We start from the raw sequence: 14089 nt of genomic DNA on the forward strand, positions 1-14089 counted from the left end.
TATTGTAGCGCGGCGCGACAGACCCCCTCCACGTAGTTAGTCAAGTCTCGCCTTGGCCCTGCTGTCGTCCGCGCGAACAACTCCGCCCGCTCCCCGGCGTCGGCGACCGTGCTCGGCCCAATGTTCACAGGGGTTCGGTGCTGACCTGGGAAGACCTGTGGACCGAGCTCGCCGGTGTCCTTCCGACGCCCCTGCCCGATGTGCCGGACGGGCGCGCGCGCCGCCTCCGGCGACAACCTGCTCCCGCGCGAGCGAGCACAACGCCCGCTCTCCCTCGCCCCGGACGGCTTCCACCGCACCCGCGACCTCGTCCGCGAACTCCCGCGCGGGCACCTCGTCGTCGAGGGCCGCGGCAAGGATCAGATCAACCGGGGCCGGAGCGTGGGCAAGATCGGCAAGGAAGCGCTGGCCGCGGATCTTTCCTCATAGGGCGCCCGGCGGCGACCGGGCGCCGTGCGAATCCAGGCGGGGCGTTCTTTCGTATAGTGCCGGTCAAATTTACCCAAAGCGGCCCCCACTAAACTGTCCGAGGGCCTTGTTTTGAAGTCTTTAGTCGCGCTTTAGTGGACGCTGAGATGTTGGGACTTCGTCGGTACCGAGATCGGGGCGGCGGAGATCGTATGGCCATCGGCCGGACGGTAACCAAATATACAGACGATATTGGCACTGTGGATATCGGGGATTATTGTTGGCGTCGACGGCCGCCGCCTGGGGTGGGCGGTCACGAGATCCAGGGGATGTGAATCGGAAGCAGTTCGGCGAGTCCGGACGTGGCGCGCCGGCAACGGGAAGTGATTTTCGGTCATCCGCGACATGCGCGGGCGTGAGCCCGTATGCGGGCACTCGTGGCGGCCGTAATCGGAGTTTAGCGAGAGTGGCGGTGGGGTCGCGGACGGTCGGGGAATAAGGATACCCCCGCGCCCCGTGCCGGAAGCTCTGAACGCCATTCCCTGCCGACCGCAATTGACGTCGATTCGCTGGCAAGCGAGTAACTCGGGGGCGCCTATCAATGAATTTCGGTGATCAGACGCCACAGGTCAGGGCGGAAGTTTTCACGTTCTGAAGTCAAGGGTCAACTCCACGTTCGTTGCCAGGAGACCGGGCCGGTGTCATTATCCTTTCCATCTGGTACCGCGCCAATGGTGCCGCCGTGTTCCGACCATCGTCGCGACATGCGAGTGAGGAGAAAGGTGATCACCACACAGGGGGCCCCTGTGAACTTGGTCGAACGGGACGAGGAACTCGCGGCGCTCGAAGAGTTGCTCGCCGGGTTCGCGCAGGCGCGAAGCACGGTGGTGTTGATGAGCGGCGGGATCGCCACCGGCAAGACCGCGCTGCTGCGGACCTTCGCGGAGAAGGCGGCGGGGTCCGGAGCGCTCTACCTCGGCGCCGTCGCGTCCCGCCTCGAACGCAACGTGCCCTTCGGCGTCCTGGAGCAGCTCTTCCGGAGTCCGGACCTGCCCGACGTCAGCGCGGAGGCCGCGATGCGGTGGCTCGACGCCGGCGTCCGGAACGCCTCCCCGGACGGGACGGCGTCCGTCGGCGACACCGGCCGGTTGAGCTCGCCCATCCTGCGCGGGCTGTGCGACGTCCTGCGTGACCTCACCGACAGCCGGCCCGTCGTCATCGGCGTCGACGACGCGCACTACGCCGACGAGACCTCGCTGGGATGCCTGTTCTACCTGCTGCGCCGGCTGCGGTCGGCGCCGCTACACCTGATCTTCAGCGAGTGCTCCCACCTTGCGGCCGCGAACGCACTGCTGCACACGGAGGTCTTGCGCGACCCGTCCCTGTGCCGGATACGGCTGGAGCCGCTCTCGAAGGCGGGTGTCACCGACATGATCGCGGCGCGTCTGGGTGAGGAGGACGCCCGGGACCTCGCCCCCTCCTTCCATGAGGCGAGCGTGGGCTATCCGCCGCTGGTCCAGGCGCTCATCGAGGACTACCGCGCGGATCCGGAGATCATGGCGGCCGGGCTCACCGGCGGTGACGCGTTCGGCCGCGCCGTACTGAACCTGCTCTACCGGTACGAGGCCCCGGTGATGGAGGTCGCGCGCGCCACCGCGATCTTGGGCGACCACGCATCGGTGAAGCTGCTGGGCAGGATCCTCGACATCGACGCCGGGTCCGTCGCCCAGTCCCTCAACACGCTGACGAGCGCGGGCATCTGGGCGAACGGCCGCTTCCGCCACGACGCCTTCCCCGCGGCGATCCTGGACGGCACCCCGCCGACGGCTCGCATGGTCACGCACGGCCGCGCCGCCGAGTTGCTCAACAACGAGGGCGTCGCGGCCGCGGAGGTGGCCGCGCACATCGTGGCGGCCGACCACATCGACGCGCCCTGGGTGATCCCCATCCTGCGGGAGGCCGCGGAGCACGCATTGGCGAACGACAACGTGATCACGAGCCTGCACTACCTGCGGGCCGCCCACCAGATGTGCGACGACGAGCGTCAGCGGCCGGTCATCGCCTCCGCGCTCGCCGACGCGGAGTGGCGCGTCGATCCCGCCCGGGTCCTGCGCCACCTGCACGAGATCAACCCTGTCGCCAACGGGCATCCGATGGACGGGATGGATGGGTACGACGGTTTCACCCCTGTGACGTACCTTCTGTGGCACGGTCGCATGGCCGAGGCCCTCGACATCGTCGACACGTCCCCGCACGATCGCGAGGGGGTACCGCCCGCGGCCGACCTGGAGACTCCCCGCCTGTGGGCGGCCTACCTGTACCCCGCGCTCCTGCGGGACCATTTCGCCGTGCATCCCGGGCCGACGGCCCACGGGCGGGGATGGAAGGCCGCGCCGAACCCCGAGCTACAGGGCGCCGCCATGCTCGCGTCCGGGCTGGTCCATGGGAGCGGGAACGGCATCCTGGACACCGCGGAGGGGATACTCCAGCGCTCCCGCCTGAACCACCGGACGTTCGCCCCGCTCACGACCGCGCTCGCCCTGCTCATCTACAACGACCGGCTCGACCAGGCGGCGACCTGGTGCGACTCCCTGCTGGAAGAGGCCGCCGCCCGTTCCAGCCCCACCTGGCACGCGCTCTTCTCGGCGGAGCGGGCACTGATCTCGGTCAGGCGGGGCGACCTGGTCGCGGCCCAGCGGCACGCCGACTTCGCGCTGCGCCTGATCCCCCCGGCGAGCTGGGGCGTCGCGGTCGGACTGCCGCTCGCGGCGATGGTGCAGGCGACGACGTCCCTCGGCGACGTCGACGGCGCGGCGACCTACCTCGACGTCCCCGTGCGCGAGGCGATGTTCCAGACCCGTATGGGGCTGCACTACCTGTGCGCGCGTGGCCGCCACCATCTGGAGGCCGGCCGCCCGCACGCCGCCCTGTCCGACTTTCGGGCCTGCGGGAAGCTGATGGCGGGCTGGGGCATCGACTTGCCCGCGGTCGAGCCGTGGCGCGCCGGGGCCGCCCAGGCGCACCTGCTGCTGGGGGAGGAACTGGAGGCCAGGCGACTCATCGACGGGCAACTCGCGCTGCTGTCGCCCGCGCACCTGCGCACGCGCGGGATCTCGCTGCGCGTCCAGGCCGCGACCCGCGACATCGAGGCCCGGCCGCCGCTGCTGCGCGAGGCCGTGGCCGTCCTGGAGCGTAGCGGCGACCAACTTGAGCTGGCCTACGCGCTGGCCGACCTGAGCCGGGCGTGCAAGGAGCGCGGGGAGGGCCGGGATGCCCGCGCACTGGCGCGCCGGGCCTGCGACCTCGCCCACAGGTGCGGGATCGACCTTGCGGACCGGGTGCTCGCCGGCGAGCTCGCGGAGCCCGACGGGGAGCCGGGCCGGGTCGCAGAGCTGAGCGACGCCGAGCAGAGGGTCGCGGCGTTGGCCGCCGAGGGGTGCACCAACAGGGAGATCTCCGAACGCCTGTACATCACGATCAGCACGGTCGAGCAACATCTGACGAAGATCTACCGCAAGCTCAATGTGAAGCGCTTCGACCTGCGGTCCGCCCTCCAACACCACGAAACGAACGACGCGGTTTCCGGGATCCCGCGGCATGGCGGGCAGGTTCGCCTCGTGGGGGACGAGCCCCGGCCGCAGCCGGCGGCCAACCGGAACCTGTGGCCCGCGGGTCAGAGCGTGGCGGCGTGCAACGGCTGCGGATGACTCCGTCCCCCCAAACTATTGTCGCCCGCAAGTCGTTCGCAAACTCCGGACCACGAATGCGACTCTGGCTGATCGGTGTCCGCGGCGGCCGGTTGTTCTTCTACTCGTGGCGATGACCAATAGGGGTGCGGATCATAGGGGCTGACCGTTCAGAGCGGGCTGGCTAGATTGTCCATGAACATCCCGGCGCCCCGGTGGCCCAACAAGGCAGGCAGGCAACGGACTCAAAATCCGTACAGTGTGGGTTCGAGTCCCACCCGGGGTACCCATGCTCAACGGCGGCCATCGGCCGCCTTTGAACCGACGATGTCGGCGCCGGAGTTTCGCGTCCCGTGCGGGCCGCCCCCCGTTTCCAGGGACGATCCGGACGGGGGCAGCACGATCTCCCTGGCCTGCAGAGCGCCTTTGAGGTCGAAACGCTTCACATTGAGCTTGCGGTAGGTGTTGGTGAGGTGCTGTTCCACCGTGCTGATGGTGATGTAGAGCTTCTTTGATATCTCACGGTTCGTGTAGCCGTCGGCGGCCAGTGACGCCACTCTCCGCTCCGCGTCGCTCAACCTGAGACCGGTGTCGCCGGGGTTCTCGTCACCGTCGTGCGGGGCCGCCCGACCCGGAACACCACATTGCCGAGCGAGGCCGTCGGCCTTGGCCGCCAGTTCCCGGGCGCGGTCATGTCCACCCATTCGGGTGTGGAGATCGCTCAGATCGCGCAGCGCATGCGACAACTCCAGCCGGTCGCCGTAACGTTCGAGCAACTCCACCGCCTGCTCGAGCAGCGCGCGGCGATCCGGGAGGTCATGGGTCGCGGCCTGCACGCGCAACGCCATGCCGCGGGTGCGGATGTGGGCGGGCGATGCGAGCGCCAGCTGCTCGTCGGTGAGCCGTCTCGCCTCGCGTGGGGCCCAGCCCAGGGCGAGGAGCGCCTGGGCGGCGCCGATACGCCAGGGTTCGACGGCCGCGTCGGCCCGCATCGACCCGCACGCGTGGAAGTCGTACAAGGCGGCGTGGTACCGCTTCGCCGCCAGGTGGTGGTGTCCGCGGGCGTAGTAGTAGTGCTGGCCCATCGGAGTCCGGAACATGGCCTCGGGTACAGAGATGTCCAGGAGGGCCGCCGCGTCCTCCTGCCGGCCCGTGAACGTCCTGACCAAGATCAGGCACGAGAGGGGCAGCCCGGCGATGACACCCCAGCCCTTTCGGGGGATCAGGTTCCACGCCTCCTCGGCCCGCTCCTCGGCCGCCACGAGCTCGCCCTGCCGGAGGTGGATCAGCGACCGCAGCGCGGTGAACAGGGCGAGCCAGGTCGGGCTGCGCCGGGCCATCGCCTCCTCGATGAGGAAGTCGCACCATGGCGCCGACGTGGCCGGACGGCCGCCGTACACGAGCGTGCCGAGCGCGATCGACAGCGGCACGAACGTCTGCTCGTTCAGGCGAGAGCGTTCCAAAATGCGCTCGGCGGCCCCCAGCGCGCCGTCGATGTCACCACAGCGGAGCCGGGTCACCAGCAGGGGGCCCGCGTGGTACCCCGTGTCGGCAGGCGGCGCGGCCCGGACGGGCGCCCAGGGTTCGGCGGCACCGGGCTCCACCGCCTTACCGGGCTCCCCCGCTTCACCGGCGTCCGGTGCTTCCTCCGGAAGCGCGGGGGGCACCAGTTCGGGATACAGAGATGCCGGCCAGTGCTCGGGAGGGATGAGATCGAGGACGGCCGGATGGTCACCGTGCTGCGTGCCGAAGCCGTTCCGCAGGATCATGTCGAGGGTCCGCAGGGCCTCCGACAGCCGTCCCTGCCACATCAGCGATGTCAGGGGGGCGGCGGTGTACCGTTCGTCCAGCAGGTTCTCGCGGATGGCGAGGTCGCACTCCGGCAGCCGCCGCAGGACCATCGTGGGATCGACCCGCCACTCGGCGTCGGCGAGCACGGCGGCGATGACGGCCCGCCGCCGCTCGTCGCCGCACATCTGGTGGGCTGCCCTGAGGTAGCGGATGCCGGTGTCCAGGTCGTCGCGGATCAGTGCCTGCTCGGCTGCCTCGCGCAGGGTGGGCAATGCCCAGGGCGGCTCGCCGTGGTTGGAGGCGACGATGTGCTCGGCCACCTCCGCCGCGGCCGCGCCCTCGGAGTGCAGCAGTTCGGCCGCCCGCAGATGCAGGCTCCGGCGCTCCGCGGCGGGCATGCCGTCGGCGACCGCGGCCTGAGCCACCGCCTGCCGGAAGCGTCCGCCGTGCAGTATGCGCGCCGACGTCAGCGTGGCGACCGCCCGCGCGGCCGACTCGGCGTCGATGTCGAGCAGCATTCCGAGCAGCCTCGGCGGGACGGGCTTGTTTAGGACGGCGAGTGCGCGTGCGGCGTCCAGGACGGGGAACTCGTGGCGGCGCAGGAGATCGACCACCGCCCGGCCGAACGCGCCGCCCGCGACGCGCTCGGGAACGAGCGGCTCCGGCCCGGCGGCGTAGTCCTCGACCAGTGCCTGCACGAGCGCCGGGTTGCCGGCGCTCGTCTCGTGGAGGGCGGGTGCCAGGCGCCGGGCCGTGCCCGCGTCGAAGCGGCGTCGCAGGAGGTCGGTCACGTCGCCGGTCGACAGCGGGCCGAGCTCGATCAGGCGGGAGTGGGGCTCGCGGAGGAACTCGGTGTGCAGCGGGGCCCTGGCGGTGTGGGAGCGCGGCCGTTCGGTGAAGACCGTGAGCAGCCGGGCGGATCGGAGTCGGCGGACGAGGTACAGCAGGCACCGGAGGGACGTCTCGTCGGCGTGGTGGACGTCGTCGACGCCGATCACGACGGGGCGGTGTTCGGTCAGGCCGCGCAGCAGGTCCCACATCCCGCGAAACCACACCAGAAGCGGCAGGCGGTGGGCGTCCAGCAGCCGTCTCGCCCGTTCGGCCATGGTGTCGGGCAGCTCGGGACTGCAGAAGAGCTGCTCCAGCACCCCCACCGGCAGGTTGGTCTCCAGGGGCGAGGCGACGGCGCCGAGAACGACGGCGCCGGAGTCGCGGGCCGTCTCCTGCAGGGAACACAGAAGGGAGCTCTTGCCGGTGGCGACATCACCGCTGATGATCGCCACCCTGCTGCGCACCAGCAAGGAATCGGTCAGCAATTCTTCGAGTGCGGCGACTTCCTCGTTCCGTTCCACCGGACTCACGAATTCTCCCCGAACTGCCGTTCTTTGATTATCAGGTCGTGTCGCCGGGCCTGCGATCGGACTCACATGGCCGAGGGATCTCGCCAGAAGTAAATCTACCGATGCTCCTGTCATTGGGCAACTCGGTTACCTAGTGCGACCGAATGTGGACATCGGTGAGAGGTCCACTGATATTCACTTCTTGGGTGTGTGGCACACAGGTTATGCGAATGTAGACTTTGAGTAAGTTTCGTCTGGATTCGGCATCCTGTAGTCGACGCTCGGGGTGGCTCCGATATCGAGAGCCATCATTGGATTTCCGCTCCCCGGTCGGCCGGCGCCGCGCCGTCAAGATCACAACTGGTTTGTACAGTGGGCGTGGATCCGCGTGCTCTGGCCCTGCTGGGCGCTCGATTTCTGTGGCTGCCGTGGTGCGGGCGGCCATGGTCGAGCCAGGGGAATGTGTCGCCGGCCGGCCCACGGTCGCAGCGCTCCTGTGGGTGCCTCCAGGGGTCCGTTCCCCGCGCTGGGGTGGTCGAGTAGGGGTCCCCCTAAAAAGGATGCAAGGTGACATTCTGCATCTCGCTGACCTGCGGTGACTTCTCTCCGTGCCAGCCTGGATGCGAAGCTGTCATTGCCGGTCGGCCGGCTGTGCGGGCAGGCTTGTCCTGGCCGCTCTGCGGGCGCGCCCGCCTCGTGCGGGCGGCACGAAAGCGGCGACGATGACCGATCCCGCTATTTGCTGGGTGCGCGGGATGGAGCACAGCCGTCGGCGGCCCCATGTGCCCTCCTCGTTATTGACGGATATCGGCATACCGTCAATTAATTCACGGCGAAGTGAATTGTCTGTTCGGCCGTGTCGCGAGGATGCCGGCCGCGCACTGTACACGCCGTCCGGGGGGATCGTCGGGGCCTGCCCGGCGCGACACGCCCGGGTTGATGCTGTGGCCCCGCGCGGGGTGCCGTCCAAGCGGTTTGGTGCGGCTTTAACACGGCGATAGGGGTGCGGAACACGGCGGAAGGGGCTGCGTCCTGGTCTGAGGGTTCGCGGTAGGGGCTGTGGATTACGGGTACCACTCGGCGCCCCGCCGTCACATCATCTGAGAGGTGTCTTGACCGCCCGCGGGGCCGCTTCCGAGATTCACCGGCCCTCGCAGGACGGAGTCTTGTCGATGATGAGGGTGTGATGAACGAACACGGTAGCGATGGCGAAGCCGTCCCCATCGACGGCCCCGCCGGTATTCCCATATAGGGCTCGACGCGTTCCGCCGCGGCCCGGCGAGCGTGGGACCGAGCCGTGGCATCGCGGCGGACATGCGGATTTCGACCTGCTCGACGCGCCGGGGTCGGGCAGCGGACCTTCGCTGGACCATGGGCACGCGCACCGCCGGGCCGCGGGCCGCCGCGTGGGACGACGGGCGACGGCCGTGCGGCCGGCCCGCTTGAGGGGAGAGCATCGTGAGATACGAGGTCCTGGGGCCGCTGCGCCTCGTCGACGGGGACGGCTGCTCCGCCATCAGCGCACGGAAGATCGAGACCGTGCTGACCGTGCTGCTCATCCGTTCCGACCAGGTGGTGGCGCTGGACCAGCTCATCACCGAGATCTGGGGGGACGCGCCGCCGCGCCGCGCGATGGCGGGGTTGCACGTCTACATCTCCCAGGTCCGCAAGTTCCTCAGCCGCCCCTGGCGGGCGGAGAGCCCGATCGTGACCCAGCCGCCCGGTTACCTGCTGCGCAAGGGCACCGACGAGATCGACTTCCACCTCTTCTTCGAAGCGGTGGACCGGGGACGCGCCCTGATGCGGGAAGGACTGTACGAAGAGGCCGCGGCCTCCCTGGAGGCGGCCCTCGGTGTGTGGCGGGGACCGGTGCTGGGTGACCTGCGCAGCGGCCCGATCATCGAGGGCTTCGTGACCTGGATGACGGAGTCGCGGCTGGAGTGCCTGGAACTGCTCGCCGACGCCCACCTGCGCCTCGGCCGGCATCGCGAGGTGATCGGGCGGCTGTACTCGCTGGTCACCGAGAACCCGCTGCGGGAGTCCTACTACCACCAGCTGATGCTGGCGCTCTACCGGTCGGACCGGCAGGCCGACGCTTTGAAGGTGTACCAGTCCGCGCGCTCCACGCTCAAGGAGGAACTGGGGCTGGAGCCTTGCCGGGCGCTGCGGGACCTCCAACGGGCGATTCTGACGGCGGACGAGCGCCTCGACCTGCTGGCCGCCTCGTAGACCGCGGCGACCGAGGAGGCGGAAAGGGCGGGCAGGGCAGGCGAAGCCATTCGGAAAATCCGCGCGAAAGTCCGCTTTCCATGGCCCTGACACCACTTTTGTGGCGCTTTAGAGCCCCCTCCGAGAATGGGAAAGTCGAGCGCCTGATTTAGGCGAATGCGGTCGCCGTCGGTGACCGGACCAGGTTCCTCTTGAGTGGCGTGGAGTGTGATGGCGGGTATTTCCATCGCGGTCGTCGGATTGTCGTGCAGGCTGCCGGACGCCGCGGATCCGAACGCTTTCTGGCGGCTGCTCTGTGAGGGTCGCCACGCGATCGGGCCGATGCCGTCCGACCGGCGGCGGGCGGGCCTGACCGGGCCGGCCCCGCTGGGCGGCTTCCTCGACTCGGTCGACACCTTCGACGCGGCGTTCTTCGGCATCACCCCCCGCGAGGCCGCCACCATGGACCCGCAGCAGCGCCTCATGCTGGAGCTGGCCTGGGAGACGCTGGAGGACGCCGGGATTCCCCCGGACACGCTCGCCGGGACCCGGACGGGTGTCTTCGCCGCCGCGATCTGGGACGAGTACGCCGCGCTCCTGCGCCGGAACGGGACACCCGCCGCAAACCGGTACGCGATGACCGGGGTGCACCGCAGCATCATCGCCAACCGCGTCTCCTACGCCCTCGGCCTGCGCGGTCCCAGCCTGGCCGTGGACACCGCGCAGTCCTCGTCACTGGTCGCGGTCCACACGGCGTGCGAGAGCCTGCGGCGTGGGGAATGCGACGCCGCCCTGGCCGGCGGGGTCAACCTGATCCTGAGCGAGGACAGCATGGAGGCCGCCGCGGCCCAGTTCGGCGGGTTGTCGCCGGACGGCCGCTGCCACACCTTCGACGCCCGCGCCAACGGGTTCGTCCGCGGCGAAGGTGGCGGCGCGGTGCTGCTCAAGCCCCTGGACACCGCGTTGCGCGACGGCGACCGGGTGTACTGCGTGATCCGCGGTGGCGCCGTCAACAACGACGGCGCGACCGACGGGCTGACCGCCCCCGGGCGGCTGGCGCAGGAGGAGGTGCTCCGGCTGGCGTACCAGCGCGCCGGGGTGCGGACCGCGGAGGTGCAGTACGTCGAACTGCACGGCACCGGGACGCCGGCGGGCGACCCCGTCGAGGCGGCGGCGCTCGGCGAGGTGCTGGGGCGGCCCGGTCCAGACGGGGAGCCACCGCGGGTGGGATCCGTCAAGACCAACGTCGGGCACCTGGAAGGCGCGGCAGGGATCACCGGGCTCCTCAAGGTGATCCTGAGCATGGCGCATCGCCGTCTGCCCCCGAGTCTCAACTTCACCGTGCCCAACCCGCGCATCCCCTTGGAGCAACTCGGGCTGCGTGTGCAGCGGGAGCCGAGCGACTGGCCGTCCCCCGGCAGCCCCCTCGTCGCCGGAGTCAGCTCGTTCGGGATGGGCGGGACGAACTGCCACCTGGTCCTCACCGAGACACCTGTCCGAGCCCCGGCGGAGGTGCCCGCGACCGCCGCGCCCCCGATCGTCCCGTGGCCCGTCTCGGGAAAGACCTCGGACGCGTTGCGCGTCCAGGCCGAGCGTCTCCACGTGCACCTGACGGCGGAGCCGGACATCGACCCCGCCGACGTCGGACACGCACTGGCGACGACCCGCACGGCGCACACGCACCGCGCGGTCGTCCTGGGCCATGACCGCGCGACGCTGCTCGGTCGGCTGGACGCGGTGAGGCAGGACATCGAAGAACCCGGGGTGATCCGAGGCCAGGTGACCGACGGCGGCGTCGGCGTGCTCTTCAGCGGCCAGGGAAGCCAGCGTCCGGGGATGGGCCGCGAGTTGCACGCCGCCTACCCCGTCTTCGCCGACGCCCTTGACGAGGCGTGCGCCGCACTCGACCCTCATCTGGACCAGCCATTGCGTACGGTGATGTTCGCCGACTCCGGCGCGCCGCTGGACCAGACCGCCTACACGCAGCCCGCGCTGTTCGCCGTCGCGGTGGCCCTGTACCGGCTCGCCGAAAGGTGGGGGCTGCGGCCCCGCCACCTGATGGGACATTCGGTGGGCGAGATCGCCGCCGTGCACGTGGCCGGGGTCCTCTCCCTCTCCGACGCCGCCACGCTGGTGGCGGCGCGGGGGCGCCTCATGCAGTCGGTCACCGCGGCCGGTGCGATGGCCGCCTGGCAGGCCACCGAGGAGGAGGCCGCCGAAGCCCTCGCGGACACCGGTGGCCTGGTCGCCGTCGCCGCGGTCAACGGCCCCTCCTCGGTTGTGGTGTCCGGCGAACGGGACGCCGTCCACGACGCGACCCTGGCCTGGCGGGACGGCGGACGCAAGACCAGCGTGCTGCGGACCAGCCACGCATTCCACTCGCCGCACATGGACGGCATGCTCGACCAGCTGCGGGACGTCGCCGCGATGCTGCCGTTCGCCGCGCCGCGGATTCCCGTCATCTCCAACGTGACCGGCCGGCCGCTGACCGCCGAATCGCTGGCCGACCCCGGCTACTGGGCCGAGCACGCACGCCGGGCCGTGCGGTTCATGGACGGCGTGCGGTGGATGCGCGCCGAGGGCGTCTCCACCTTCCTCGAACTCGGCCCCGACGCCGTGCTGACCGCCATGACGCGCGAATGCGTCGGGGGCCCGGACGATGAGGCCCGTCCGCGCCCGGTGGCTCTGGCGGCTCTGCGCCGCGGCCGCCCCGAGGCGGAGACCTTCGCGTCCGCCATGGCCGGAGCGCACGTGCGCGGCGCCGACCTCAGCTGGGAGCACGCCTTCGGCGTCGGGCCGCGACGGCATGTCCCCCTGCCCACCTACGCCTTCCGACGCCGGCGCCACTGGTTCGGCGAACCGGCGGACCAGACCGACGCGGAACCGGTCACCCCGGAGCGGGCGACCGGCGCGACTCCACCGACCCTGCGGCTCGCCGGGCTGGGCGACACGGAACGGCGGCGGATCCTCGCCGACACCGTGCGAAAGCAGACGGCCCTCGTCCTCGGACACGCCGGCGCCGGCGCCATCGACCCCGAGCTGTCCTTCAAGGCGCTCGGACTCGACTCGGTGGCGGCGGCCGAACTGAGCGAGCGGCTCGGCGCCGCGACCGGCCTGCCGCTCGCGACGACCCTCACCTTCGACCACCCGACCCCCGCCGCCGTCACCGACCATCTGCGCGCCCGGATCCTCGACGACCCGGCGCCCCCGCCGGCCGCCCCGCACGTCGGCCCCGTCGACGAACCGATCGCCATCGTCGGGATGGCCTGCCGTTACCCAGGCGGGGTGACCTCGCCCGAGTCCTTCTGGAACCTTGTCGCCGACGGGGTGGACGCGGTGGGGGAGTTCCCGCGCGACCGTGGCTGGGACCTGGCGGGCCTGTTCGCCGCCGACCCCGAGGCGTCCGGCACCAGCCGCACCCGCGAGGGCGGTTTCCTCTATGACGCGGATCTGTTCGATGCGGGGTTCTTCGGGATCAGTCCGCGTGAGGCGCTCGCGATGGATCCGCAGCAGCGGCTGCTCCTGGAGACCGCCTGGGAGGCGTTCGAACGCGCGGGTCTCGACGCCGCCGCGCTGCGGCGCAGCCCGACCGGTGTCTTCGTCGGTGCGACCGCCCAGGACTACGGCCCGCGCCTGCACGAGGCGACCGACGGGCTCGACGGCCATCTGCTGACCGGTACGACGCTCAGTGTGGCGGCCGGACGGGTGGCGTTCACCTTCGGTCTGGAGGGTCCGGCGGTGACGGTCGACACCGCGTGCTCGTCGTCGCTGGTGGCGATCCATCTGGCGTGCCAGTCGCTGCGCCAGGGCGAGTCGACCCTGGCGCTCGCGGGCGGCGTGACCGTGCTCGCCGGACCGGGCATGTTCACCGAGTTCTCTCGTCAGGGTGGGTTGGCGGCGGATGGGCGGTGTAAGGCGTTCGCGGCGGGTGCTGATGGGACGGGGTGGTCGGAGGGTGTGGGTTTGGTGTTGTTGGAGCGGTTGTCGGATGCGCGTCGTGCGGGTCGTCGGGTGTGGGGGGTGGTGCGGGGTTCGGCGGTGAACCAGGACGGCGCGAGCAACGGCCTGTCGGCACCCAACGGCCCGTCGCAGCAGCGGGTGATTGGTCAGGCGTTGGCTAGTGCGGGTTTGTCCGCGTCCGATGTTGACGTGGTGGAGGCGCATGGGACGGGGACGAGGTTGGGTGATCCGATTGAGGCGGGGGCGTTGTTGGCGACGTATGGGCAGGGGCGTGTGGGTGGTGGGCCGTTGTGGTTGGGGTCGGTGAAGTCGAATATCGGTCATGCGCAGGCTGCTGCTGGTGTGGCGGGTGTGATCAAGATGGTGATGGCGATGCGGCATGGGGTGTTGCCGGCGTCGTTGCATATTGATGAGCCGTCTTCGCATGTGGAGTGGGATAGCGGTGCGGTGCGGTTGTTGACCGAGCCGGTCGAGTGGCGTAGCGGCGACCGTCCCCGCAGAGCCGGCGTCTCATCCTTCGGGATCTCCGGAACGAACGCCCATCTGATCGTTGAGGAGGCCCCGGCACAGCCGGAGACACCCCCTCTGTCCGCGGACCCGCCTGTCGTGCCGTGGGTCCTGTCGGCCCGTAGCGAAGAGGCGCTACGCGGGCAGGCGCGCGCACTCGCCCAGCACTTGGTCTCCAGTCCCGAGTTG

The 14089-nt window shown here is 70.4% G+C and carries 5 protein-coding genes and 1 tRNA gene; 5 read left to right on the plus strand and 1 reads right to left on the minus strand.

The genetic code is table 11. The features are described from left to right. Window positions 1-174: 174 nt before the first annotated feature. The 3 genes from AMA02S_RS37710 to AMA02S_RS37720 all read left to right on the plus strand — a co-directional run bounded on the left by AMA02S_RS37710 (window position 175) and on the right by AMA02S_RS37720 (window position 4380). Window positions 175-429, plus strand: coding sequence for a hypothetical protein (locus tag AMA02S_RS37710; protein WP_157431094.1), 255 nt, complete (start codon window positions 175-177; stop codon window positions 427-429). A 785-nt stretch (window positions 430-1214) separates the two neighbouring features. After that, window positions 1215-4115 carry a helix-turn-helix transcriptional regulator gene (locus AMA02S_RS37715; RefSeq protein WP_067469181.1) on the plus strand — a complete coding sequence of 967 codons (2901 nt, stop codon included), beginning with the start codon at window positions 1215-1217 and terminating at the stop codon, window positions 4113-4115. A gap of 188 nt (window positions 4116-4303) precedes the next feature. Continuing rightward, a tRNA-Leu gene (locus tag AMA02S_RS37720) sits at window positions 4304-4380 on the plus strand. A gap of 7 nt (window positions 4381-4387) precedes the next feature. Here the strand turns inward: AMA02S_RS37720 and AMA02S_RS37725 are convergent. Continuing rightward, a complete protein-coding gene (locus tag AMA02S_RS37725) occupies window positions 4388-7246 on the minus strand; it encodes a helix-turn-helix transcriptional regulator (protein ID WP_169806963.1) in 2859 nt (952 codons plus the stop codon). A gap of 1437 nt (window positions 7247-8683) precedes the next feature. On the opposite strand from AMA02S_RS37725, the gene AMA02S_RS37730 reads away from it, so the two are divergent. Both AMA02S_RS37730 and AMA02S_RS37735 read left to right on the plus strand, forming a co-directional pair. Continuing rightward, window positions 8684-9454, plus strand: a complete 771-nt coding sequence (locus AMA02S_RS37730) for an AfsR/SARP family transcriptional regulator (RefSeq protein WP_067469187.1) — start codon at window positions 8684-8686, stop codon at window positions 9452-9454. A gap of 210 nt (window positions 9455-9664) precedes the next feature. Continuing rightward, window positions 9665-14089: type I polyketide synthase (locus AMA02S_RS37735; RefSeq protein ID WP_157431095.1), on the plus strand; the 4425-nt coding region annotated here is incomplete at its 3' end.

Source organism: Actinomadura macra NBRC 14102 (assembly GCF_001552215.1).
GTDB lineage: Bacteria > Actinomycetota > Actinomycetes > Streptosporangiales > Streptosporangiaceae > Spirillospora > Spirillospora macra.